The sequence below is a fragment of the Paracoccus sp. UBA5162 genome (assembly GCF_002413585.1).
GTDB lineage: Bacteria > Pseudomonadota > Alphaproteobacteria > Rhodobacterales > Rhodobacteraceae > Paracoccus.
In genome coordinates, this window is sequence record NZ_DHXG01000031.1 from 1 (window position 1) to 23189 (window position 23189).

Annotated in this window: 20 protein-coding genes; 11 read left to right on the top strand and 9 right to left on the bottom strand. The window is 66.7% G+C overall.

Annotation, left to right across the window (positions count from 1 at the left end):
• The 3 genes from B4A72_RS03960 to proS form a co-directional block, all read right to left on the bottom strand.
• Positions 1 to 1185: an ABC transporter substrate-binding protein gene (locus B4A72_RS03960; RefSeq protein WP_292953948.1), complete on the bottom strand. Its 1185-nt coding sequence runs from the start codon at positions 1183 to 1185 to the stop codon at positions 1 to 3.
• Positions 1186 to 1332: 147 nt separating this feature from the next.
• Positions 1333 to 1824, bottom strand: coding sequence for a DUF2937 family protein (locus tag B4A72_RS03965; RefSeq protein ID WP_292953945.1), 492 nt, complete (start codon positions 1822 to 1824; stop codon positions 1333 to 1335).
• Complete coding sequence (gene proS / locus B4A72_RS03970) at positions 1821 to 3182, bottom strand: proline--tRNA ligase (protein WP_292953942.1); 1362 nt, start codon at positions 3180 to 3182, stop codon at positions 1821 to 1823. Before proS ends, B4A72_RS03965 begins: the two co-directional genes overlap by 4 nt.
• A 132-nt stretch (positions 3183 to 3314) precedes the next feature.
• On the opposite strand from proS, the gene B4A72_RS03975 reads away from it, so the two are divergent.
• The 4 genes from B4A72_RS03975 to B4A72_RS03990 are packed head-to-tail and all read left to right on the top strand — an operon-like array spanning position 3315 to position 9026.
• On the top strand, positions 3315 to 4538 hold the full coding sequence (locus B4A72_RS03975; protein WP_292953939.1) for an AI-2E family transporter: 1224 nt from the start codon (positions 3315 to 3317) through the stop codon (positions 4536 to 4538).
• Positions 4539 to 4545: 7 nt separating this feature from the next.
• Complete coding sequence (locus B4A72_RS03980) at positions 4546 to 5235, top strand: chromosomal replication initiator DnaA (protein WP_292978121.1); 690 nt, start codon at positions 4546 to 4548, stop codon at positions 5233 to 5235.
• A 33-nt stretch (positions 5236 to 5268) separates the two neighbouring features.
• A complete protein-coding gene (locus B4A72_RS03985; protein WP_292978122.1) occupies positions 5269 to 7434 on the top strand; it encodes an RNA degradosome polyphosphate kinase in 2166 nt (721 codons plus the stop codon).
• Positions 7435 to 7490: 56 nt separating this feature from the next.
• Positions 7491 to 9026, top strand: coding sequence for a Ppx/GppA family phosphatase (locus B4A72_RS03990; RefSeq protein WP_292953930.1), 1536 nt, complete (start codon positions 7491 to 7493; stop codon positions 9024 to 9026).
• Positions 9027 to 9121: 95 nt separating this feature from the next.
• Here B4A72_RS03990 and groL read toward each other — a convergent pair whose 3' ends face one another.
• Positions 9122 to 10771, bottom strand: coding sequence for a chaperonin GroEL (gene groL / locus B4A72_RS03995; RefSeq protein ID WP_292978123.1), 1650 nt, complete (start codon positions 10769 to 10771; stop codon positions 9122 to 9124).
• Positions 10772 to 10813: 42 nt separating this feature from the next.
• Positions 10814 to 11101, bottom strand: a complete 288-nt coding sequence (locus tag B4A72_RS04000) for a co-chaperone GroES (protein WP_292954863.1) — start codon at positions 11099 to 11101, stop codon at positions 10814 to 10816.
• A 190-nt stretch (positions 11102 to 11291) separates the two neighbouring features.
• Here B4A72_RS04000 and B4A72_RS04005 point away from each other — a divergent pair, with 190 nt between their 5' ends.
• From B4A72_RS04005 to B4A72_RS04015, 3 genes are read left to right on the top strand one after another with little or no spacing between them, the layout of a single operon-like run.
• Positions 11292 to 12311: a TraB/GumN family protein gene (locus tag B4A72_RS04005; RefSeq protein ID WP_292954860.1), complete on the top strand. Its 1020-nt coding sequence runs from the start codon at positions 11292 to 11294 to the stop codon at positions 12309 to 12311.
• A complete protein-coding gene (locus tag B4A72_RS04010; RefSeq protein ID WP_292954857.1) occupies positions 12308 to 12640 on the top strand; it encodes a nuclear transport factor 2 family protein in 333 nt (110 codons plus the stop codon). Before B4A72_RS04005 ends, B4A72_RS04010 begins: the two co-directional genes overlap by 4 nt.
• A 4-nt stretch (positions 12641 to 12644) precedes the next feature.
• Positions 12645 to 13277: a DUF1345 domain-containing protein gene (locus B4A72_RS04015; protein ID WP_292978124.1), complete on the top strand. Its 633-nt coding sequence runs from the start codon at positions 12645 to 12647 to the stop codon at positions 13275 to 13277.
• A gap of 8 nt (positions 13278 to 13285) precedes the next feature.
• Here the strand turns inward: B4A72_RS04015 and B4A72_RS04020 are convergent, their stop codons facing one another.
• Both B4A72_RS04020 and B4A72_RS04025 read right to left on the bottom strand, forming a co-directional pair.
• The gene (locus B4A72_RS04020; protein WP_292954851.1) at positions 13286 to 15214 is read right to left on the bottom strand and encodes a cation:proton antiporter; all 1929 of its coding nucleotides are present in this window, start codon (positions 15212 to 15214) and stop codon (positions 13286 to 13288) included.
• Positions 15215 to 15219: 5 nt separating this feature from the next.
• Positions 15220 to 18192 (bottom strand): hypothetical protein, encoded by a 2973-nt coding sequence (locus B4A72_RS04025; RefSeq protein WP_292954848.1) that lies wholly within the window; start codon positions 18190 to 18192, stop codon positions 15220 to 15222.
• A 194-nt stretch (positions 18193 to 18386) separates the two neighbouring features.
• Here B4A72_RS04025 and B4A72_RS04030 point away from each other — a divergent pair, with 194 nt between their 5' ends.
• Complete coding sequence (locus tag B4A72_RS04030) at positions 18387 to 19457, top strand: SIMPL domain-containing protein (RefSeq protein ID WP_292978125.1); 1071 nt, start codon at positions 18387 to 18389, stop codon at positions 19455 to 19457.
• A 53-nt stretch (positions 19458 to 19510) separates the two neighbouring features.
• On the opposite strand, the gene B4A72_RS04035 is transcribed toward B4A72_RS04030, so the two are convergent.
• The gene (locus B4A72_RS04035; RefSeq protein WP_292954842.1) at positions 19511 to 19966 is read right to left on the bottom strand and encodes a GNAT family N-acetyltransferase; all 456 of its coding nucleotides are present in this window, start codon (positions 19964 to 19966) and stop codon (positions 19511 to 19513) included.
• Positions 19967 to 20030: 64 nt separating this feature from the next.
• The gene (locus B4A72_RS04040; protein WP_292954839.1) at positions 20031 to 20873 is read right to left on the bottom strand and encodes an AAA family ATPase; all 843 of its coding nucleotides are present in this window, start codon (positions 20871 to 20873) and stop codon (positions 20031 to 20033) included.
• Positions 20874 to 21044: 171 nt separating this feature from the next.
• On the opposite strand from B4A72_RS04040, the gene dksA reads away from it, so the two are divergent.
• Genes dksA through B4A72_RS04055 form a run of 3 tightly spaced genes read left to right on the top strand, consistent with a single transcriptional unit; the run spans position 21045 to position 23183 of the window.
• On the top strand, positions 21045 to 21467 hold the full coding sequence (gene dksA / locus B4A72_RS04045; protein ID WP_292954836.1) for an RNA polymerase-binding protein DksA: 423 nt from the start codon (positions 21045 to 21047) through the stop codon (positions 21465 to 21467).
• A gap of 13 nt (positions 21468 to 21480) precedes the next feature.
• Positions 21481 to 22059, top strand: coding sequence for a DJ-1/PfpI family protein (locus tag B4A72_RS04050; RefSeq protein ID WP_292978126.1), 579 nt, complete (start codon positions 21481 to 21483; stop codon positions 22057 to 22059).
• Positions 22056 to 23183, top strand: coding sequence for an FAD-dependent monooxygenase (locus B4A72_RS04055; RefSeq protein WP_292978127.1), 1128 nt, complete (start codon positions 22056 to 22058; stop codon positions 23181 to 23183). The genes B4A72_RS04050 and B4A72_RS04055 overlap by 4 nt, the downstream gene beginning before the upstream one ends.
• Positions 23184 to 23189: the final 6 nt, after the last annotated feature.

Sequence of the window (23189 nt, forward strand, 5' to 3'; positions counted from 1 at the left end):
TCAGCGATAGCCGACGACTTCCATCTTGCCACCGTCAAAGGTGACTTCACGATAGATGCCGGCGGATTCGCCTGCGCCGACCAGTTCGACCGAGGTCGCGCCGACATAATCGATGTCGCCCCCGCCATTCAGGATCTCCAGCGCCTTGGCCAGTTCGCCGGGCAGGATCTTTTCACCCGGCGCATTGGCCACATCCATGATCTTGCCCTTGTATTCGGCCGGATCGCTGGATTTCGCGGCCGCCATCGCCAGCAGCATCAGCGATGCGGCGTCATAGGCCTCGGCCGAGAAGGCGCCGGTGCCGTCGAAGCCCGCTTCCTTGGCCATCGCGACATATTTGTCGCGGCCCTCGCCTTCGGCGGCGGGGTTCTGCCCGAAGCTGCCGTCGATCTCGGACTTGAAATTATCGACAAGCTGCTGGCCGACCATGCCGTCGGGGAAGACGAAGGTGTCAAAGGCGCCGGTATCCAGCGCCGCGCGCACGATGCCCGAGCCGCCCTGATCGACATAGCCCGCCACGACCAGCGCGTCGCCGCCCGCGGCGGCCAGCGCCGCGACCTCGGCCGAATAATCGGCCTTGCCGTCGTCATGGGCGCTGTTCACGGTGACGGTGCCGCCCTTCTTCTCGAACGCGGCCTGGAAACTGTCGGCCAGCCCCTTGCCGTAATCGTTGTTGGTATAGGTCACGGCGACGTTCTTGATGCCGCGGTCCAGGATGATGTCGGACATCACCTCGCCCTGACGCGCATCCGACGGCGATGTGCGGAAGAACAGATCGTTGTCTTCGATCGTGGACAGCGCGGGCGAGGTGGCCGAGGGCGAGATCATGACGATGCCGTTCGGCTTGGCCACGTTTTCCAGCGAGGCGATGGTCTCGCCCGAACACATGCCGCCGACGATGCCCTTGACCTTTTCGGCGGTGATCAGGCGCTCGACGGTCGCGGTCGCGGCGGCCGCGTCGGCGCAGGTCGAATCGCCCTCGACCGGGGTCACGGTCGATCCGTCCAGCAGCAGGCCGGAATCGCTGATTTCCTTCATCGCCAGTTCGGCGCCGTCGCGCATCGCGGGCGCCATCGATTCCAGCGGGCCGGTGAAGCCCAGCGAAATCCCCATCTTGATCTCCTCGGCGCCGGCGGCACCGGCGATCAGTACGCCGGCGGCACTGGCCAGAAGCAGCTTCTTCATTGACTTTTCTCCCAGTTGGAACGTTGTCCTGCGCGTCAGGTTAGAAGCCCGCTGCCCAAAAGAAAAGCACGATGTCGCAACGTCACGCCTGCCTGTTCGGGCAGGCTTGGGGCGTCGCGGTCAGGTGCGGCGGCGCGCTTGCGGCGATCAGCGCCAGCCCAGCCGTTCCCGGCCCCCGCCCAGCAACAGGCGCGGCAGAGAGGCCAGCAGCCAGCCCAGAAGAAATCCGATGCCCGCGGCAATCAATCCCGCGCGGGTCACGGGAAACGCGGGCCGGAAATCGCCCCAGGTGGCCTTCAGCGTCTCGCTGTCGCGCAGGCGATGGGGCAGGGCCATGCGTTCCAGCGGACCGGCCAGCCGCAGCATCTGCAAATCGGCGCGCGCACGGTCCAGCCGCCGGAAGGTGCGGCGCATGTCGGCCTGATGGGCGTCGCGGAAGGTGCTGCCCGACAGGTCGGCCAGCGCCTCGACCCGTGTCAGCCCGGCGCGTTCGGCACTGGCGTCGAATTCGGCGGCGACACGCGCCAGGGCATCGACCCGACCGCCAAGGCGCTGGACATACTGATCCGAAAAGGCCGGGAACTGCGACAGCGCGGCGGCAAATGCCACCGCCACGACCAGCCGCAGCAGCCCGATCACGGCGCCGGGGCCGGCATCGCGAGGATCGGGCGATAGACCCCGGTCACCCGCGCGATGGCGTCCTTGGGCGACATTTCCTCGCTGTCGCCGGTCTTGCGGCAGGTCAGTTCGACCCGGTTGTTCGACAAACCGCGCGGACCGACGGTGATCCGCCAGGGCAGGCCGATCAGGTCCATGGCCGCGAATTTCGCCCCCGCCCGTTCGTTCCGATCGTCATAGAGCGGGTCCAGCCCGCGCGCCTGCAATTCGGCATAGATCGCCTCGCAGGCGCTGTCGGTCGAGGAATCGCCCTGCTTCAGATTGACAAGGCCCACATGGAAGGGCGTCACGCCTTCGGGCCAGATGATGCCCTTGTCGTCGTGGCTGGCCTCGATGATCGCGCCCAGCAGGCGGCTGACGCCGATGCCGTGGCTGCCCATGTGGACCGGAACCCTGGCGCCGTCGGGGCCGACGACGGTGGCGCCCATCGGTTCGGAATACTTGGTGCCGAAATAGAAGATCTGGCCGACCTCGATGCCGCGGGCCTGGCGGCGGCGTTCCTGCGGGATCTGATCGAACAGTGCCGGGTCGTGGGTTTCGTCGGTGCGGGCATAGCGGCTGGTGAATTCGTCCATCACCGCCTGGCATTCCTCGTGGCTGTCGTAGTCGATCTGCCGGTCTCCGAAGGTCAGGTCGGTGATTGCACTGTCATAGAAGACCTCGGATTCGCCGGTCTCGGCGAGGACCAGGAATTCATGCGTGTCGTCGCCGCCGATCGGACCGCTGTCGGCGCGCATCGGGATCGCCCGCAGCCCCATCCGTTCGTAGGTGCGCAGATAGCTGACCAGGTGCCGGTTATAGGCGTGCAGCGCGTCTTCCCTGGTCAGGTCGAAATTATAGCCGTCCTTCATCAGGAATTCCCGGCCCCGCATGACCCCGAAACGTGGCCGGATCTCGTCGCGGAATTTCCACTGCACGTGATACAGGGTCAGCGGCAGATCCTTGTAGCTGTTCACGCCCGACCGGAAGATGTCGGTGATCATCTCCTCATTGGTGGGCCCGTAGAGCAGATCGCGCTTGTGGCGATCACGGATGCGCAGCATTTCTTCGCCGTAATCGTCATAGCGGCCGCTCTCGCGCCACAGATCGGCGGGCTGCAACGTCGGCATCAGCAGCGGAACATGGCCCGCGCGCTGCTGTTCCTCGTGCACGATCTGTTCGATCCGGCGCAGCACCTTGTAGCCCATCGGAAGCCAGGAATAGATGCCCGCCGCCTGCTGCTTGATCATGCCCGCACGCAACATCAGCCGATGGCTGACGATCTGGGCCTCTTTGGGATCCTCTTTCAGGAGGGGCAGGAAATAGCGCGACAGACGCATGGGCGGAATCCTTCACCTGGCTCGGCCGCAGCGTTAGCGGATCGGCCGCCGGTTGCCAAGAACCGGCCGTCTCGCGGCAGGCGAAGCCTTGCAACCGCGGCTTGAGACAGCCACATTCGCGACAATGTGAACATGACGAGGCCGGCAATGCACATGCCCGTTCAGCGGCAACTGATCTGGTGGGGCGTCGCGGCGCTGGCCCTGCTGATCGCCATGTGGCTGCTGGGTCAGGCCGTGCTGCCCTTCATCCTCGGGGCGGGCATCGCCTATCTTCTGGATCCGCTGGCCGACCGGCTGGAGCGGGCCGGCCTGTCGCGGACCATGGCGGTTGCGGTGATCACCCTGGCGGCGATCCTGCTGTTCGTTGCCGTGAGCCTGCTGATCGTGCCGATCCTCGTGCGGCAGGCGGTCGCGCTGATCGACACCGCGCCCGAGATGTTCGATCAGGCCCGCGCTTTCGTCACCGCCCGGTTTCCGCAACTGATGCCCGAAGACGGCACCGTCGCCTCGGCGATCAGCGATCTGGGCAAGGCGATGGGCGACCAATGGAGCCGGATCGCCCAGACCATCATGAGCTCGCTCGGCGGTGTGATCAGCACCGTGGCGCTGCTGGTCATCGTCCCGGTCGTGGCCTTCTATCTGCTGCTGGACTGGGACCGCATGGTATCCGAGATCGACCGGCTGCTGCCGCGCGAACACGCCCCGGTCCTGCGTCGGCTCGCATCCGAGATCGACCTCGCGCTGTCGGGATTCGTGCGCGGGCAGGGGTTGGTGATCCTGATTCTGGGAACCTGGTATTCCATCGCGCTGATGCTGGTCGGGCTGCCCTTCGGCTTCTTCATCGGGATCATGGCGGCGGCCTTGTCCTTCATCCCCTATGTCGGGGTTCTGATCGGCGGCATCACGGCGATCGGCGTCGCCCTGTTCAGCTTCTGGGGCGATCCGCTATGGGTTGGCGCGGTGATCGCGATCTTTGCGCTTGGACAGGTGGTCGAGGGCAACTACCTGCAACCCAAGATCGTCGGCGGCCATGTCGGGCTGCATCCGGTCTGGCTGCTGCTGGCGCTGTCGGTCTTCGGCGCGCTGTTCGGCTTTGTCGGCCTGGTCATGGCGGTTCCGATGGCGGCGGCGCTTGGGGTTCTGGCCCGCTTCCTGACCGAGCGTTACCGCGAAAGCGCACTTTATACCGGCCAGACCGTGCCGGCCGAACCGGACACGCCGACGCTGGTCGAGATCGTGCCGCGCGGCACCGTCGCGAAGGCGCTGGTCGAGGCGCGGTTGCAGGCCGACCGCAGCCTTGCCGCCGCGCAGATCGAGACGATGCAGGAAGACCTGCGACGCGACCGCGAGGCGTGAGGCCAGGATGTCGCGGCAACTGACGCTGGATCTGACCACCCCGCCGGCCCATGCGCGCGCCGACTTCCTGCCTGCTCCGGCCAATCAGGCGGCCCTGGCGATGCTGGATTCGCCACAGGCATGGCCGCAGGGACGGATGTTGCTGATCGGCCCGGAAGGGGCGGGCAAGACCCACCTCGCCGCCTTCTGGGCGGCCGAGAACGGCGCGCGCCGGCTGTCGGCCGCCAGCCTGCGGCCGGACGCGGCCGATGCACTGGCCGCTGACGGCGGCGCGCTGGTCGTCGAGGATGCCGATCATGCGGGCTTTGCGGCCGGCGCCGAACAGGCGCTGTTCCATCTGTGGAATCTTTGCGGGCCACGCGATTGCCTGCTGCTGATGACCGCGCGCCGGGCGCCGCGCGACTGGGGGCTGGTGCTGCCCGATCTGCGTTCGCGCATGGACGCGATGCCGCAGGTCCGACTGGGCCCGCCGGACGAGACGCTGCTGGCCGCCGTGCTTGTCAAGCTGTTCGCGGACCGGCAACTGGCGGTTCCGGCCGGGCTGATCGACTGGCTGGTTCTGCGCATGGACCGCGATCTGGGGCTTGCCCGGCGCCTTGTCGCGGCGATCGACCGCGCCGCGATGGCCGCGCAGGGCCCGGTGACACGCCGGATGGCGGCCGAGGCGCTGGACATCCTGACGCCTGCCGAGGCATGATCGGCGCCGTTTCCCAGCATTGTTGCAGACGCGATGACCCAGGCCGATTTTCTCCGCCATCCCTTTCCCGAACCGCAGGACCTGCCCGGAGGCCCGCCGCAGGGGGCGGCGCGGTTCTTCAACCGTGAAATCAGCTGGCTGTCCTTCAACTGGCGGGTTCTGGACGAGGCGCGCAATGCCCGCGTTCCGCTGCTGGAACGGCTGCGCTTCGTCTCGATCAGCGCGACCAATCTGGATGAATTCTACACCGTCCGCGTGGCGGGGCTGCGCGAACTGGTGCGCGAGGGAAACACCACGCCCTCCGACGACGGACGCACCGCCGCCGAGCAACTCGCGCTGATCAACACCGACGCCCGCCGCCTGATGAGCGCGCAGCAAGGCGTCTGGAACCGCCTGCGCCGCGAGATGGAAGAGGCCGGCATCGTCATCCTGTCGCGCAGCAACATCACCCGCAGCGAAGAGGAATTCCTGCACCGCTATTTCGAGACCAGGGTCTTTCCGGTCCTGTCGCCGCTGGCCATCGACCCGGCCCATCCGTTTCCCTTCATTCCCAATACCGGCTTCTCGCTGGCGCTGGAACTGGCCCGGCAGACGGATGGACGTCAGATGCAGGCCCTGCTGCCGATCCCGGCCCAGCTTCCTCGCTTCGTTCCGCTGCCGGGGGGCGGGCGATTCCTGCGGCTCGAGGAATTGCTGCTGATGCATCTCGGCAGTCTCTTTCCCGGCTATCGCGATATCGGCCATTGCGCCTTCCGGGTCTTGCGCGACAGCGATCTGGAGGTCGAGGAAGAGGCCGAGGATCTGGTCCGTGAATTCGAGACCGCGCTGAAACGCCGCCGCCGCGGCAGCGTGATCCGGCTGAAGATCACCCATGGCGCGCCCGACCGGCTGCGGCGGCTGATCATGGAGGAACTGGAAGTCGGCCCCGACGAGGTGATCGAGGTCGAGGGCCTTCTGGGGATGGCCGATCTGCGCGAACTGGTGCTGGATGATCGTCGCGACCTGTTATGGCCCGGCTTCACCCCTCGTGTGCCGGAACGGGTGCAGGATCACCACGGCGACATGTTCGCCGCGATCCGGCAAAAGGACATGCTGCTGCAGCATCCCTACGAGACCTTCGACATGGTGGTGCGTTTCCTGCAGCAGGCGGCGCGCGACCCTGACGTGCTGGCGATCAAGCAGACCCTGTATCGCACCAGCCGTGACAGTCCGATCGTCGATGCGCTTTGCGAGGCCGCCGAGGCGGGCAAGTCGGTGACCGCGCTGGTCGAATTGAAGGCCCGCTTCGACGAGGCCGCCAATATCCGCCAGTCGCGGCGCCTGGAGCGGGCCGGCGCCCATGTCGTCTACGGCTTCGTGAACTACAAGACCCACGCCAAGATCAGCGCCATCGTCCGGCGCGAGGGCGAAAGCCTGGTCACCTATACCCATTACGGGACCGGCAACTACCACCCGATCACGGCGCGAATCTATACCGATCTGTCGCTGTTCACCTGCGATCCGGCCCTGGGCCGGGATGCGACGCGGGTCTTCAACTATCTCTCGGGCTATGTTCAGCCGGCGGGGCTGGAAAACCTTGCCATCTCGCCCATCGGGCTGAAAGACCGGCTGCTGGAACTGATCGCGCGCGAGGCCGAGATGGCCCGGGCCGGACGACCCGCCGCGATCTGGTGCAAGGCCAATTCGCTGATCGAAAAGGACATGATCGAATCGCTCTACGCGGCCAGCGCGGCGGGGGTCAAGATCAGCCTCGTCGTACGCGGAATTTGCGGAATAAGGCCAGGTATCAGTGGCTTGTCTGAAAATATTCGCGTGAAATCCATTGTCGGCCGCTATCTGGAACATTCCCGCATCATCTGTTTCGGCAACGGCTTTGGCCTGCCGTCGAAAAAGGCGCGGGTGTTCATCAGTTCGGCCGACCTGATGGACCGCAACCTGAACCGGCGCGTCGAAACGCTGGTCGAATGCGTCAACGAGACGGTCAAGGCGCAGATCGTCAGCCAGGTCATGGCCGCCAACATGGCCGACGAGGCGCAAAGCTGGCTGCTGCAACCCGACGGCCGTTTCGTGCGCTATCTGCCCGATGGGCGCGATGATCTGTTCAACTGCCACCGGTTCTTCATGGAAAACCCCTCGCTTTCAGGACGCGGCACGGCGGGCGCGCGCGACGTTCCGGCGCTGACCCATTCGCCGGATTGACCGGGACGCCATCACGGGCCATTAACGGGGCCAATGCGCAAGCAGGGGGCCTGGGAATGAACGGCGTGCGGACCAATACCGGCCGGCAGATCGAGCCTTTCGGCAAGATGTTCGACACACTTCCCAAACGGGCGTTGAAACGGGTCGGCGTGGTCGATGTCGGTTCGAACTCGATCCGTCTGGTGGTGTTTGACGGTGCCGCGCGTTCGCCCGCCTATTTCTACAATGAAAAGGTCATGGCCGGTCTGGGGGCCGAGATGGCCTCGACCGGGCGCCTGAACCCGGCGGGCGTCGAGCGTGGCTTTGCCGCGCTCAGCCGGTTTGCCGCGCTGGCCAAGGGCATGGATATCGAGCCGCTGACCTGCGTCGCCACCGCCGCCGTGCGCGAGGCCGAGGACGGGCCCGACTTTCAGGCGCGAATCGAACGCGAGACCGGCATCAGGATGTGGGTCATCGACGGCGAGGAAGAAGCCCGTCTGTCCGCGCAGGGCGTGCTGCTGGGCTGGCCCGGCGCGAACGGGCTGGTCTGCGACATCGGCGGCAATTCCATGGAACTGGCGGAACTGAAGGACGGCAAGGTCGGACGGCGGGCGACCTCGCAACTGGGGCCGTTCCGGCTGCAACAGATCAAGGGCGGCAAGGACGGGCTGAAAGCCCACATCCGTTCGATCATGGCCGATCTGGCGCAACGGATGGGCACGGATCACCAGCGGATCTATCTGGTCGGCGGATCCTGGCGGGCCATTGCGCGGCTGGACATGGAACGTTCCGATTATCCGATGACGGTGCTGCACGAATATCGCATGACGCCGCAGGCGGTCGCGGACACGCTGGACTGGATCGGGGCGAACGATTTGAACGAATTGCGCGGCCGGGTCGGGATCTCGTCTTCGCGAATGGAACTGGTGCCGCTGGCCTCGCAGGTGCTGTCGGAACTGGTCGAGACCTTCGGCCCCGCCGATCTGGCGATCAGCAGCTACGGCATCCGCGAAGGGCTGCTCTACGAGCATATGTCCGACACGCTGCGCAAGCGTGATCCGCTGATCGAGGCGGCCCGCTTCACCGAACGCCAGATGGCGCGGATGCCGGGCTTCGGCAAGAAGCTGTATCAGTTCCTGCTGCCGATCTTCGGCCGGGTGCCGGCCGATCGCGAGCGCCTGATCCGCGCGGCCTGCCTGCTGCACGACACGACCTGGCGCGCCCATCCCGACTACCGCGCCGAGGCCTGTTTCGACAACGTGACCCGTGCGAACATGGCCGCGCTGAGCCATCCCGAGCGCGTGTTTCTGGGTCTGGCCCTGCTGCATCGCTACAAGAACAGCCGGTCGAAATCGCCGATGCTGCCGCTGTTTGCCCTGCTGAGCGAGGCGGAAATCCGCGACGCCGAAATCCTGGGCAAGGCGATGCGATTCGGCGCGATGTTCTCGATCGACGATCCTTCCGACGCCGGCAGCTTGAAGCTTGCCGCCAGGAAATCGGTGCTGGAACTGACGCTGACCCGGACCGGGCGGCAATTGATGGGCGAGGTCGCCCATTCCCGTTTCAAATCGCTGTGCAATGCCATGGCGGTGGAGCCTCTGGTCAAGGATTGAGACGGCGCCGTTTCGCGGCCCGGGGATGCAGCATCGCAATGAAAAAGGGCGTCCCGAAGGACGCCCTTTCCGTTCTGCCAAGGGCAGGGGGATGATTACATCATGCCGCCCATGCCACCCATGCCGCCCATGTCGGGCATTCCGCCACCGCCCTGGCCTTTCGGTTCGGGCTTTTCGGCGATCATGGCTTCGGTGGTGATCAGCAGACCCGCGACCGAGGAAGCGTCTTCCAGTGCGGTGCGCACGACCTTGGCCGGATCGATCACGCCGAACTTGAACATGTCGCCATATTCCTCGGTCTGCGCGTTGAAGCCAAAGGCCTTGTCGCTGGATTCGCGCACCTTGCCCGCCACGACAGCGCCGTCGACGCCGGCGTTTTCCGCGATCTGCCGCATCGGTGCCTCAAGCGCACGGCGCACGATGCCGATGCCGGCTTCCTGATCCGAGTTCTCGCCCTTCAGGCCTTCCAGCGCCTTGCCACCCTGAACCAGGGCCACACCGCCGCCGACGACGACACCTTCCTGAACGGCCGCGCGGGTCGCGTTCAGCGCGTCATCGACACGGTCCTTGCGCTCTTTCACTTCGACTTCGCTCATGCCGCCGACGCGGATCACGGCAACACCGCCGGCCAGCTTGGCCACGCGTTCCTGCAGTTTTTCCTTGTCGTAATCCGAGGTGGTTTCCTCGATCTGCTGGCGGATCTGGCTGACGCGGGCCTCGATCTCGGACTTTTCACCGGCGCCATCGACGATAGTGGTGTTGTCCTTGTTGATCGTGATCTTTTTGGCCGTGCCCAGCATGTCGATGGTCACGTTTTCCAGCTTCATGCCCAGATCTTCGCTGATCACCTGGCCGCCGGTCAGGATCGCGAGATCCTGCAGCATGGCCTTGCGCCGGTCGCCGAAGCCCGGCGCCTTGACGGCAGCGATCTTCAGGCCGCCGCGCAGCTTGTTGACGACCAGCGTGGCCAGAGCCTCGCCTTCGACGTCTTCGGCCACGATCAGCAGCGGTTTCTGCGACTGGATCACCGATTCCAGCAGCGGAACCATGGGCTGCAACGAGGAAAGCTTCTTCTCGTGCAGCAGGATGTAGCAATCTTCCAGTTCGGCGACCATCTTGTCGGGGTTGGTCACGAAATAGGGCGACAGATAGCCACGGTCGAACTGCATCCCTTCGACGACTTCGACCTCGGTCTCCATGCCCTTGTTTTCTTCGACGGTGATGACACCCTCGTTGCCGACCTTCTGCATCGCGTCGGCGATCTGGCGGCCGATCGACGCTTCGCCGTTGGCCGAGATGGTGCCGACCTGCGCGACTTCGTCGCTGTCGTTGACCGGACGCGAGGCGGCCTTGATGGCTTCGACGACCTTGGTGGTGGCCAGGTCGATGCCGCGCTTCAGGTCCATCGGGTTCATGCCGGCGGCAACCGCCTTCATGCCTTCCTTGACGATGGCCTGGGCCAGAACGGTGGCGGTGGTGGTGCCGTCGCCGGCCTCGTCATTGGTGCGGGCCGCGACTTCGCGGACCATCTGCGCGCCCATGTTCTCGAACTTGTCGGTCAGTTCGATTTCCTTGGCGACGGTGACGCCGTCCTTGGTGATCCGGGGTGCACCGAAGGACTTGTCGATGACGACGTTGCGACCCTTGGGGCCCAGCGTGACCTTCACGGCGTCGGCCAGAATGTTGACGCCTTTCAGCATCCGGTCACGGGCATCCGTGCTAAACTTGACTTCTTTACCAGCCATTTGTTTCTCCTGAATTTATCGTTGAAGGAAGCGGGACGGATCTCAGGCGATGATGCCCAGGATGTCGCTTTCCTTCATGATCAGCAGCTCTTCGCCGTCGATGGTGACTTCGGTGCCCGACCATTTGCCGAACAGGATGCGATCACCCGCCTTGACCGACGGTGCGATCAGCTCGCCCGAATCCTTGCGCGCGCCCTCGCCGACCGAGATGATCTCGCCCTCGGCGGGCTTTTCCTTGGCGCTGTCCGGAATGATCAGGCCGCCCTTGGTCTTTTCGTCGGATTCGACGCGGCGGACCAGAACCCGGTCATGCAGCGGTTTGAATGCCATTGGAACACTCCGTGTTTCAGGTTGCAGTGCTGTTGGCACTCACTCTCTATGAGTGCCAATGGCGGTGATCTAGGCTTGGTCACGGCCGGTGTCAACGCCGCAAGCGGACAAAAATCGCGCTTCGGCTGGTCGCTGCCGGGCGGATATGGCAGCCTGTGCGGAACGGATTGCCAGACAAGAAAGGGCAGGCATGAATCGGGTCTTGTTGGCTGGCGTGCTGATGCTGTGGTCGGGGGGGGCTGCGGCCACGGCGGAATGTGTCGGCACCGACCTGATCGCCGCCCTGCCGCAGGATCAGCGCGAACAGCTTGACCGCGCGGTTGCCGATGCGCCTTTCAACCGGGGCATTCTGTGGCAGGCCCGCAAGGACACCATGGTCATGACGCTGGTCGGCACCTTCCATTTCGCCGATCCGCGTCACGATTCGACGATGCGGCGGCTGTCCGGGCCCATGCAGGACGCCGCCGCGCTGTATGTCGAGGCGGGACCGAAGGAAAAGGCGCGGCTGAAGCAGGCCCTGGCCGAGGATCCGACGCTGATGGTGAACCCCGACGGCGCGACCCTGCCCGAGCGTCTGTCCGGGGCGGAATGGTCGCTGCTGTCGGATGCGATGGCCCTGCGCGGAACGCCTGCGATCGTGACCGCGAAGCTGCGGCCGTGGTACGTGGCGATGATGCTGGGAATCAGTCCCTGCATGATGCGGCAGATGGCCGGGAATGGCGCCGAGGGCGGCGGCCTGGATGATAGGCTGATCCAGAGCGCACAGGCCGTTGACCTGCCCGTTCGCGCATTGGAGCCCTGGAACACCATCTTCGCCCTGTTCCGGGATCTGAGCCCCGCGCAGGAACTGGACATGATCCGCGCCTCGCTGCCGATGGCGGCCCATGCCGACGATTATGCCGTGACGCTGGCCAACGCCTATTTCCGGGGCGATGTCTGGGCGATCTGGGAATTCAGCCGACAGGACGCCTATCGCGAATCCGGTCTGGACCGGCAGTCTGTCGATGAACAGATGACGCTGGCCAGGACGCAGTTGATGGATCGGCGCAACCAAAGCTGGATCGCGCCACTGACCCGGGGCGCGGCCGAGGCCGCGAAATCCGGCAAGGGCATCATCGCGGGATTCGGCGCGCTGCATCTTCCGGGTGATCAGGGCGTGCTGCGGCTTCTGGAACGGGATGGATGGACGATCGAAAGGCTGGATGGATGAACCGGGATTTTTGGGCGACCGAGCAGATTTTCTGGACCGGCAGCGCCGCCGAGGCGATCCGCAGGCTGGACGAGGCGGCGGTGATGGTCTTCGCCCCGACGGGCATCCTTCAGGGTCGCGCCATCGCCAGCAGATTGGGCGGCGCCCCGCGATGGGACAGCATCGTCATGGACCAGCGCCATGTCACCGAAAGCGATGATGTGACGATCCTCGCCTATCGCGCCACGGCGATGCGCGAGGGCATCACCTACAGGGCGTTCTGTTCCAGCACCTGGATCCGGCGCGACGACGGCTGGCGGCTGATCGCGCACCAGCAGACGCCCCTGTGATCCGATGCGCGGCGTCTGGCGCAGGCATTCGCGGTTTCTGGTCGCGCTGGCGGTTGGTGCGCTGGCCGTGCTTGTCGCGCCGCGCGGCATCATCGACCGGGTGCTGCTGGGCGGGGATCTGTTCTTTGCCGTCTATCTGGCGGCCTCGGGCCTGCACGCCCGTCACCTCACGGCGGGTGATCTGCGCCGGCATGGCCGCGAGGACGACGAGGGCGCCGGTCTGATCGTCGCACTGGCGGTCGCCGCCATCGCGCTGTCGCTCTCCGCCGTGATCGGCGCGCTTGGGACCGCCAAGGGTCAGGACAGCGCGCTGCAGCCGCTGCTGGCGGTCCTGTCCGTGCCGCTGGGATGGGCCACGCTGCACATGGTCATGGCATTCCACTATGCCTCGCGCTATTACGCCCGGCAGGGCAGCGGCAAGGCGGCCGAGGGGCTGGATTTCCCCGACACCCATGATCCGGGCGTGTGGGATTTCGTCTATTTCAGCTTTACGCTTGGCATGACGGCGCAGACCTCGGACGTCGCGATCCGGGACACGAGGCTGCGGCGTATCGCGACGCTGCATTCGGCGCTGTCCTTCTTCTTCAATACCGTGATCCTGGCGCTGGCGGTGAACCTTGCCGTATCCTTGGGTTGAAACCGCAATCAGAACCGTCCGCCAGGCCGCGGGCCAGGGCCGGCGGGACCAAGTCCGTGTTCGGGATCGGCTTCGTCCGCTCCGGCCGGGTAGGGGTCGGATTTCTCGGCAAAGCGTTCCAGAAGCGCCGCTTCCAGCGTGCGGTTCAGTTCGCGGCTGCGGGTGATGTAGGCTTCGTTCTGGTCCAGTGGCAGGCCCGGCTTCCAGATCTCGGCCAGTTCCCGCAGCGATGCGCGGTCCAGCCGGTAGAAGATCTTTTCCAGTTCGGACGCCTCGTATTCCGACAGGCCGGCGTTTTCCAGCACATAGCGGCCGGCGCGCAGCGAGCTGTCGAAGGTTTCGCGCACGATGTCGTTCGCACCGGCAGAATGAAGTTGATAGACGTTCACCCGGTCGCGGGCGCGGGCGATGATATGCAGGTCGGGGCGCCGTTCGCGGGCATAGCGGATCAGCTTCAGATTGGCCTCGGGATCGTCCAGCGCAGCGACCAGGATGCGGGCCTTGTCCAGTCCGGCAGCGGTCAGGATCTCGGGGCGCGAGGGATCGCCGAAATAGCCCTTGAACCCGAATTGCCGCATCAACTGGATCAGTTTCAGATCGTGGTCCAGGACCGTGGTTCGGAAACCCGACATGCTGACCAGACGGTTGACCACCTGACCGAACCGGCCGATGCCCGCGATGATGATCGGCTGCTGTTCGTCGATGGCGTCGGGCTGTTCCTCGGCGCGGGCATCGCCGATGCGGCGCGTCGCCTGATCATAGAGGATGAACAGCAGCGGCGTCGCCAGCATGCTGAGCGCGATGACCAGCAACATCGCCTTGGCAAGATCGGCGGGAAGGATCAGCAGCACGACGGCGTAGGAGACAAGGACAAAGCCGAACTCGCCAGCCTGCGCCAGCGACAGCGTGAACAGCGTGCGCGCCCGTCCGTCCATCCGGTGGGACCGGGCAATGACCCAGAGGATCGCGGCCTTCACGGCGATCAGCGCGGCCGCGGCGGTCAGGATCGGCAAAGGGCGATCGGCCAGCATCGCAAAATCCATGCCCGCGCCGACGGTGATGAAGAAAAGCCCCAGCAGAAGACCCTTGAACGGTTCGATCTGGGCTTCCAGCTCATGACGGAATTCGGACCGCGCCAGCATCACCCCGGCCAGAAAGGTGCCCAGTGCCGGCGGCAGCCCGACAAGGATCATCAGCGAGGCGATGCCAACCACGATCAGCAGCGCCATGGCGGTCTCCATCTCGCGCAGGCGCGAGGCGATGACAAAGCGGAAGACCGGGCGGATCAGATATTGGCCCAGCACGATCACCGCCAGCACGGCGCCGATGGTCACCAGCGCCGTGCCCCAACCGGGCAGCCCCGCCATCATGGACTGGCCCAGATGCTCGCCCTCCTGGGCCCCGACCTCTGCGGCGGGCTGTCCGAAGGGCGCCAGCAGCGGCATCAGCGCGATCATCGGGATCACCGCAATATCCTGCGCCAGCAGGACCGAGAAGATGGATCGCCCGCCGGCCGTCTGCATCAGCCCCTTTTCGGTCAGGGTCTGCAGCACGATCGCGGTCGAACTGACCGACAGGATCATGCCCAGAACGATCGCCTGCGGCCAGGCCGCGCCGAAGGCCGCAGCGATCAGCGCGAAAATGGCCAGCGTGATCAGGACCTGCGCCGCGCCCAGCCCGATCAGCCGACTTCGCATGTCCCACAGGCTGCGCGGCTCCAGCTCCAGCCCGATCAGGAACAGCATCATCACGACGCCGAATTCCGCGAAATTCTGAAGATCCGACATCCGGCCGCCGGTCAGGTTCAGCACCGGCCCGATCAGGATGCCGCAGATCAGATAGCCCAGGACCGAGCCCAGCCCCAGCCGCGCCGAAATGGGCACGGCCACCACCATGCTGATCAGATAGACCGTGGCCAGCAGCAGAAAGCCTTCCATCCCCGCTATTGGCCGTTCAGCACCGCAAGCTGCTGCGCGCGTCCGCCCTTCACGAAGGTGATCCGGCTGTTGCCGATTTCGGTGATGGTGCCGCCGTTGATCCTGTCGCCCAGACGCAGGGTCAGAACGCGACCGTTCGACAGGCGGATCAGGGCCCGGCTGGCCTTGCCCGCGCCGATCGTGCCGATGATCTGGGTGCGGTTGACCTGAATGCCCTCCTTGACGGTTGCCGTCGCCGCCGCGGTGGTGGTGATCCGGCCATCGGGCAGGGCGCCGCGGACCTCGGGTTCGTTCTCGGCCTCGGGCGGGGTGTATGATCGCTGGCGGCGCGTGGCGGCCAGACGCTCGGCCTCGACCTGGGCGCGGGCGCGGGCCTCGGCCTGGGCGCGGGCCTGCGCCTCGGCGCGGGCATCGGCGGCGGCCTGGGCCCGCGCCCGCGCCTCTGCCTGGGCCTGCAATTCGGCGTCTTGGCGCCGCTGTTCTGCCAGCGCGGCTTCGCGGGCGCGTTCTTCCTGCTGGGCTTCGGCGGCGGCGCGCAGGTCGTCGGCCGTGGGCGCCGCCGGCGCGGCGGCGGTTTCGCTTGCGCCCCCGTTGCGGCGCGGCGGAAGCGCGGATGAAGAAAGCGCCGTCAAAGCGACGGCGCCCGGCATGGCTGAACTGTTCGAGACGGCGCTGGCGATGGCATCGTCGATGGCGGCCCGCGTCAGGCTGGCATTGCCTGGTCCACCGCCGCCGGCGTCACCTTTGGCAATGTTTCTTTCGCCGGGCCGGGCGGGCGGTCTGACGGACCGGGCGAGGCGGGCAAGGCGGTCATCGCGGCGGGCGCCGACATCCGCGCCGGATCGCGATTCGGGCCTGGCCGAGCTTTCGATGGCGGCGGTCAGCGCGTTCTCGACCGCGCTCTGCGCGGCGGCGCCGACCGAGACCGGCTTGCGCTGCGGACGGGCCTGGGCCAGCACGATCAGCGCGCCGCGCTCGGCCGCATCAAGGCCGGTAGGACCGACCTCTGCCTTGCGCAGATCGCGCAGCAATTGCAGCGCCGACTGGCGTTCGGCCCGGGTCAGCTGCTTGGGCTGACCATCCTCGGCCGCGCTGCCTTCCTCGATCGAACCCAGATTGTCGGGGCGCGAGGGAGGACGGCGCGACGAGCCGGCCGGCCTGGTGGCCGGAACCTCGGGCGGGGTGGTCGCCGCCGATGCGGGCGCCGGTGTCGCCGCGGGGCGCGCTGTCGCGGGGGTTGCGCGCGGCGTGCCGGCGGCGGGCCGCTCTGGCGGGCGGATACCGGCGACGCGCGGCGGTTCGGGCTGGCTGCGCTGTGCGAAGGGTTGCGGATCGCGCGGCACGCTGGGAACACCATCCGGGCGGGCGGGCTGCGTTGCCCGCGCCGGCGCGGCGCGCGGCGGACGGGCGGAACTGGCCAGATTGTGAGCCGCGGCCGGTGCGTCGGGGGCGGCCGCCGCCTCGGGGCCGGGCTGCCTTTCCGCCGTTGGGGCCGCGGTGGGCCGGTCCGCCGTTGTCGTCGCAGCCGTGGCAGTTTCGGGCGTGGCTGTGCCGGTGGGGGCGTTTTCCAGCGCAGCGCTGGCCATCGTCGCGGCGCTGACCGGGCTGGACCCGGCCCCGGCGGGTTGTTGTGAAACCGGCTGCCGCGAGGCAGCTTCCGCGACGGATTGTTGCTGTGTCATCGCCTCGCGCAACGCGCGGGTCAGCGCGCCATCGGCTTGTGAATCGGGCTGGGCCGGGGCTTTGTCCGGGACACCGGCCGCCGCTGCCGGATCGGCCGAGGCGATCGTGTCCAGAACCGGCGGTTCGGCTGGTTCGGACGGCGTCGTTGCCGCAGCGGTAACCGCGGGCGTCGCGGGTTCCGGCGCCGTGGCCGCGGGTTCGGCGGGGCTGGCAATCCCTGTCTTGTCGCCGCGGCCGCCGAAAAGGACAAGAACCAGCACCAGCATCCCGACCAGCGCGGCCATCAGCACAGAAAGACGACCCGGGTTGAACTGACGCAGGCGCATCAGCAACGCGGACGCGGCCGGGGCGGCGGGTTCGCTTTCGCGGCGGGCGCGGGCGTCGCCGGCGCGGGCATGGATCGCCTCGGCGCGGGGGGACAGACGCGGTTTCGGGCCTCCGACAGGCAAGGGCGTGGCGATCGGCTTGCGCTCGCCATGCCGGATCACCGGCGCTGCGGAGGGATCCGTATCCGGCACGGCGGCCATGTCCGCGCGCCCGGCCCGCGCATCGCCCGCGCTTTTCGTGGATGATTGTTCCAAGTCATTGGACGGGGCACCTTCGGCCGATGCGGCAGCAGGCTGAACCGGCGCCGCGTCTGGCAGCCGTCCCGCAGGCGCAACGGGCGCCACATGCGGCACGATGCGCGAGATCGCGGCCGGGGCCCGCAGGCCGTCATCGGTGATGACCGGGGCGGTGATGCGCGCCCGGCTGAGATCGGGCTGGCTGAACGGCGGTCTTTCTGTTTGCTGCCGCGCCAGCTTGCTCAGCCCGAAATCGGGCAGGCCGTCAAAGCGTTCATCGCCTGGCCGCGAGAGATAGCCGGAGGGGCGGAATCCCTGCGCGCGGGCGAATTCCTCGGCCTCGTCCAGCGTGCGGCGGGCGACGGCGGCCACCCGCAGCGTCTCGATGTCTCCATTGGCAGCGGGGCACCAGTCGAAGGCCAGATCCTCGGCCCGGTAGGGGGTCATCGATTCGAGGATCCGCCCGATCACGGTCGGCGTGTCGGATCCGACCGGCACCGTCACCGAGGTATAGAGAACCTGATCGTCGGGAATCACCAGAACGACGTCGGCGGCATCGTCGCCGCTGCCGCCTGCCTCGTCGCGCAGCGCGTTCAATGTCGCGGCCATGCCGCCGCCCGCGAACAGCGCCTGTCCCACGGGCTGCCAGTCATGGCCCTCGCGACGTTCCAGACAAACCGCGTCCTGGGTAAAGCTCATGGCGAATTCGGGTCCGGCGGCGCGCTGGTTCATGATGGTCTGTCGCTCGATGTTATGTCGTCGCGGGTCTTTTGCCGCGATCTGTTGGCAATGTCGCGAATCTACTGCAATTTGTGGGGTGAGAAAAGCAAATCTGGCGTATCTGTGATCAGCGCCCGCGGAAACATCCGGGGCCGGCGCGGCGTTGCCTGCGCAGTCTTCGGCAACGGGAAAGAGAGAACGGCGAAATGACAGGACTTTCATGGAAGCGCGGCCCTGCGGCGCTGGCCGCCGGGGCGGCGCTGGCCGCCATGATTTCGGGGCCGGCCCTGTCCGCTCCGCAAGCGGGCAAGGCGGGGCACGATGCGCGCCTGATGTGCGGTGGCCAGATGTCGCGGCTTTCGGTCAGCGGCACGGGCGAGGCGCGGATCGCGCCCGACATGGCGACGATCCAGCTGGGGGTCACCACCCGCGCCGACAGCGCCGCCGATGCGATGCGCAGCAATGCGACCCAGCAGAGCGCGGTGATCGAGGCGCTGAAAGCCGCCGACATCGCTGAAAGGAACATCCAGACCTCGGGGCTGAGCCTCAATCCGGTGATGGATTACAGCCGCGACCGCGCGCCCACGGTGACGGGCTACGAGGCCAGCAACATGGTTTCCGTCCGGGTCGGCGACATCGCGCGTCTGGGCGAGGTGCTGGATGCCATTGTCGGCGCCGGGGCGAACCAGATCAGCGGTATCGAATTCACCCGCGAAGACGGTGCCGATGCCGAGGATCAGGCCCGCCGCGAGGCGGTCAGGGACGCCCGCCACAAGGCCGAGGTCCTGGCCGAGGCGGCCGGCCTGGAACTGGGGCCGGTGCTGATCCTGCGCGACAGCGTCGCCCCGTCGGGCCCACCGCGCCCGATGATGCGGGCCGCCGCCGCCGAGGCCGATATCCCGGTTCAGGCCGGCGAGGTTTCCATGTCCGCCCAGGTCGAGATGGAATTCGCGCTGAGGGGACCAGAGGCCGATTGCGGCGGCATGAAAGGCGGCGGCAAGGGCAAGGGTGACAGGGCCGGCAGGGATCGGGGCTTGCCCGAAGGCCATCCCCAGGTCGCACCGGGCGATCGGGTCACGAGCCCGCCGGATCCGGCCGATGGCGCCGCGCCGGCCGATGGCGCTGCGCCTTCGCAATCCGGGTCGCCCGCGGCGGGCGACATGCCTGCGCCGATGGGCACCGATACCGGCGCGCCCGCCCCGGACGAACCCATTGCCCCAATGGGCGGGGACAGGCTGCCGGACGACGCGGATGAAAGCCCGACCCCGGCGAACTGACCCATGGACCCGCGCCGCCGGCAAAGGCCCGGCGCGCGGACCTGCGGGCTTTGCTAGGTGGATGGCCGGCTGTATTTGATGAAGGGCGTTCGCGTGCCGACACGATCATAAAGCGTGCGGCCCGCGTAATTGAACTCTTGCGTCATCCAGTAGACGCCGGGCACGCCGGCCTGATCGGCCGCATCATAGACGGCATTGATCAGCGCCCGGCCCACACCGCGCCCGCGCGCCGCCGGATCGGTGAACAGATCCTGCAAATAGCAGACTCCTTCCCGTTGCCACAGATGCGGATGGAAGACGTAGTGGACCAGCCCCAGCAGCGTCCCGTCCGTCTGCGCCACCAGGCCGCGAAAATCCCGGTCGTCGCCCGATAGCAGGCGCCCGAAAGCGATGTCGAAGAAGGATTGCGGCAGATCCGGCCGCTGGTAGAAGGCGTGATAGCCGGCGTAGAGCTGTTGCCACGCCGTCTTGTCCCCTGCCATCAGCGGCCGGACGTCGATCGAGGTCATTGCCATTTCTCCCTGCTGCCATTCTTCCCGCAAATCGCCGCGCGCGGCAACGATTCGCGGATGCTCAGCGTCCCTGGCGCCGCGCCATGAAGGCCAGCTTTTCAAACAGCGCCACGTCCTGTTCGTTTTTCAGCAGCGCGCCGTGCAACCGAGGCAGTATCTCGCCCGGCTCGCGCTTCAGATCCGCGGGCGTCAGATCCTCGGCCAGGATCAGCTTCAGCCAGTCCAGCAATTCGCTGGTCGACGGTTTCTTCTTCAGCCCCGGCGCTTCGCGCAACTCGAAGAACTGGTTCAGCGCCTCTCGCAGCAGCGCCGGCTTCAGGCCGGGATGATGCACCGCGACGATGGCTTCCAGCGTCGCCGCATCGGGAAAGCGGATATAGTGAAAGAAGCAGCGCCGCAGAAAGGCGTCGGGAAGCTCTTTCTCGTTGTTCGAGGTGATCACGACAACGGGCCGGTGCCGGGCGCGGATGGTCTGACCGGTCTCGTAAACGTGAAACTCCATCCGGTCCAGTTCCTGCAACAGGTCGTTCGGAAATTCGATATCGGCCTTGTCGATCTCGTCGATCAGCAGGACGGTGCGGCGTTCGGCCTCGAATGCCTGCCACAGCTTGCCCCTGCGGATGTAGTTTCCCACCTCGTGGACGCGGGCATCGCCAAGCTGGCTGTCGCGCAGCCGGCTGACCGCATCGTATTCGTAAAGCCCTTGCTGCGCCTTCGTCGTTGATTTCACATGCCATTCGATGATCGGCATGCCCAGGCTGGCGGCCACCTGCCGGGCAAGTTCGGTCTTGCCCGTTCCCGGTTCGCCCTTGACCAGCAGCGGACGTTCCAGCGTCACGGCGGCGTTGACCGCGATGGCCAGATCGGGCGGGGCGACATAACGATCCGTGCCGGTGAACTGCATGGGAAGTCTCCTTTCGCGTGAACCGCTTGGGCGAAACGGGTGCAATCTGCAACCATGACGCGAGACGGGCACGATCAGGGCAGTTTCACCTAGTGACAAGGTGCCCATCATACTTTATGGGGGCGCGCAAGGTGCCGGATTACAGACCCACCCGGCCCAGCCGGAGGACGTATGAAAGCCCAGACCTTCCTGCCACAAGATTATCGCCCCGCCGAGGACGAGCCGTTCATGAATGAACGCCAGCTCGAATATTTCCGGCGCAAGCTGGAGGCGTGGAAGCAGGAATTGCTTGATCAGTCCGCAGAGACGCTGGAGGGTCTGCAAGACAGCGCCCGTTCGGTTCCTGATCTGGCCGATCGGGCCAGCGAGGAAACCGACCGCGCGCTGGAACTGCGCACCCGCGACCGTCAGCGCAAACTGGTCAGCAAGATCGACTCGGCGCTGCGCCGGATCGAGACGGGCGAATACGGCTATTGCGAGATGACCGGAGAGCCGATCAGCCTGAAACGGCTGGATGCCCGTCCCATCGCCACGATGACGCTGGAAGCGCAGGAACGCCACGAACGCCGCGAGCGCGTGCATCGCGACGATTGATCGCGGCGGCGAGATGGGCGATCCGGTGCTGAAACCCCTCCTCATTGTCCTGATCGACGGCTTCGCCGATTGGGAAACCCCGCTGATCGCAGGGATCGGTGGGGATTTCTACGGCCTGAACGCGCGCTACGTCACGCCCGGCGGCGGAGATCTGACCTCGATCGGCGGTTTGCGGGTTGCCGGTCTGCCGGATTTCCTGCCTCGCGGTGATGAGGTCATCGTGCTCTGCGGCAGCGACGGCTGGTGCCGAGCGGATGCGCCCGACCTGTCGGTTCCGCTGCGCGAGGCGCATGACAATGGCCAGACGGTCGCGGCGATCTGCGCGGCTACGCTGTCCCTTGCGCGTGCCGGCTTGCTGGAGGGACGCGCCCATACTTCGAACGGGCTCGATTTCCTGAAATATCACCTTCCGGATTATTCGGCGCAGCAGACCTATCGCGACCTGCCCCATGCCGTCGCCGACGGCGGAATCGTCACCGCCCCAGGCACGGCGCCGGTCACTTTCGCGGGCGAAGTCTTTCGCGCCGCCGGTCTGTCGCAAGACAAGCTGGCCCAGTTCCGTCAGATCGCCACCGCCGAACATCGCGCATGAAAGGGGTGCTGGCGGACCGCCCGGTGACCGTCATCGGGGCGGGCGTCGCCGGGCTGACGGCAGCCGTCGCGCTGGCGCGGCGCGGCGCCGTGGTGACGGTGCTGGAACGCAGCGACGGGATCCGAGAGGTCGGGGCGGGGCTGCAGATCTCGCCCAATGCGATGCGGGTGGTCGAGGCGCTGGATCTGGGTCCGGCGCTGCGCGACGTCTCGTTGCGCAGCCGGGCCGTGCAGTTGCGCGATGCGTCGGGCGCGCCGGTCCTTCGCCTCGATCTGCGGCGCCACCGTCCGATGGACGATTTCCGGCTGATTCACCGCGCCGGCCTGATCGCGCTGCTGGAGCGGGCGGCGCGCGATGCCGGGGCCCGTATCGCGCTTGGCCGGAATGTCGAAGTCCCACCCCAGGGGCCGCTGGTCATCGGCGCCGACGGTCTGCACAGCCAGGTCCGCAGGGTGCTGAACGGCCGCGAAGTGCCTTTCTTTACAAGGAACACCGCATGGCGCGCGGTGATCCGCGATCCCGGCGGCGCACCAGAGGCGCAGGTCTTCATGGGGCCGCGCCGCCACCTCGTCAGCTATCCGCTGACAGGAGGCCTGCGCAATATCGTCGCCGTCCAGGAACGCGATGCATGGCAGGCCGAAGGCTGGTCCCATCCCGACGATCCGGCGCAACTGCGCGCGGCCTTCGCCAGCTTCGGCGGCCCGGTGCCGGGCTGGCTGGGCGAGGTCGAATCGGTCCATATCTGGGGCCTCTTCCGGCATCAGGTCGCCCGCTGCTGGCAGGATGGCAGGCTGGTCCTGATCGGCGACGCGGCCCACCCGACGCTGCCCTTCATGGCCCAGGGAGCGGTCATGGCCATCGAGGATGCCTGGATCCTTGCCGCCTGCCTGGACGAGAATCCCGACCAGAAATCGGCCCTTGCCCGCTTCGAAACCCTGCGCAAACCCCGCGCCAGCCGGGTCGTCGCGGCCGCCAATGACAATGCGCGAAACTACCATCTGACCGGGGCCAGGCGCGTCGCGGCCCATGCCGCCCTGCGTCTCGCAAACCGCCTCGCGCCCGATCGGATGCTGGCCCGCTTCGACTGGCTCTATGACTACGATCCCACGGCAGGATCGGCCTGACCTCGC

Excerpts from the sequence above, each read along its gene's own strand:
- B4A72_RS04015 (WP_292978124.1), top strand. The coding sequence starts at position 12,645 with ATGCGCGGCGTCTGGCGCAGGCATTCGCGGTTTCTGGTCGCGCTGGCG.
- B4A72_RS03990 (WP_292953930.1), top strand. The coding sequence starts at position 7,491 with ATGAACGGCGTGCGGACCAATACCGGCCGGCAGATCGAGCCTTTCGGC.
- B4A72_RS04005 (WP_292954860.1), top strand. The coding sequence starts at position 11,292 with ATGAATCGGGTCTTGTTGGCTGGCGTGCTGATGCTGTGGTCGGGGGGG.
- B4A72_RS03975 (WP_292953939.1), top strand. The coding sequence starts at position 3,315 with ATGACGAGGCCGGCAATGCACATGCCCGTTCAGCGGCAACTGATCTGG.
- proS (WP_292953942.1), bottom strand. The coding sequence starts at position 3,182 with ATGCGTCTGTCGCGCTATTTCCTGCCCCTCCTGAAAGAGGATCCCAAA.
- B4A72_RS03985 (WP_292978122.1), top strand. The coding sequence starts at position 5,269 with ATGACCCAGGCCGATTTTCTCCGCCATCCCTTTCCCGAACCGCAGGAC.
- B4A72_RS04000 (WP_292954863.1), bottom strand. The coding sequence starts at position 11,101 with ATGGCATTCAAACCGCTGCATGACCGGGTTCTGGTCCGCCGCGTCGAA.
- B4A72_RS04010 (WP_292954857.1), top strand. The coding sequence starts at position 12,308 with ATGAACCGGGATTTTTGGGCGACCGAGCAGATTTTCTGGACCGGCAGC.
- B4A72_RS04040 (WP_292954839.1), bottom strand. The coding sequence starts at position 20,873 with ATGCAGTTCACCGGCACGGATCGTTATGTCGCCCCGCCCGATCTGGCC.
- groL (WP_292978123.1), bottom strand. The coding sequence starts at position 10,771 with ATGGCTGGTAAAGAAGTCAAGTTTAGCACGGATGCCCGTGACCGGATG.
- B4A72_RS03960 (WP_292953948.1), bottom strand. The coding sequence starts at position 1,185 with ATGAAGAAGCTGCTTCTGGCCAGTGCCGCCGGCGTACTGATCGCCGGT.
- B4A72_RS03980 (WP_292978121.1), top strand. The coding sequence starts at position 4,546 with ATGTCGCGGCAACTGACGCTGGATCTGACCACCCCGCCGGCCCATGCG.
- B4A72_RS04020 (WP_292954851.1), bottom strand. The coding sequence starts at position 15,214 with ATGGAAGGCTTTCTGCTGCTGGCCACGGTCTATCTGATCAGCATGGTG.
- B4A72_RS04025 (WP_292954848.1), bottom strand. The coding sequence starts at position 18,192 with ATGAACCAGCGCGCCGCCGGACCCGAATTCGCCATGAGCTTTACCCAG.
- B4A72_RS04050 (WP_292978126.1), top strand. The coding sequence starts at position 21,481 with ATGGGCGATCCGGTGCTGAAACCCCTCCTCATTGTCCTGATCGACGGC.
- B4A72_RS04030 (WP_292978125.1), top strand. The coding sequence starts at position 18,387 with ATGACAGGACTTTCATGGAAGCGCGGCCCTGCGGCGCTGGCCGCCGGG.
- dksA (WP_292954836.1), top strand. The coding sequence starts at position 21,045 with ATGAAAGCCCAGACCTTCCTGCCACAAGATTATCGCCCCGCCGAGGAC.
- B4A72_RS04035 (WP_292954842.1), bottom strand. The coding sequence starts at position 19,966 with ATGACCTCGATCGACGTCCGGCCGCTGATGGCAGGGGACAAGACGGCG.
- B4A72_RS04055 (WP_292978127.1), top strand. The coding sequence starts at position 22,056 with ATGAAAGGGGTGCTGGCGGACCGCCCGGTGACCGTCATCGGGGCGGGC.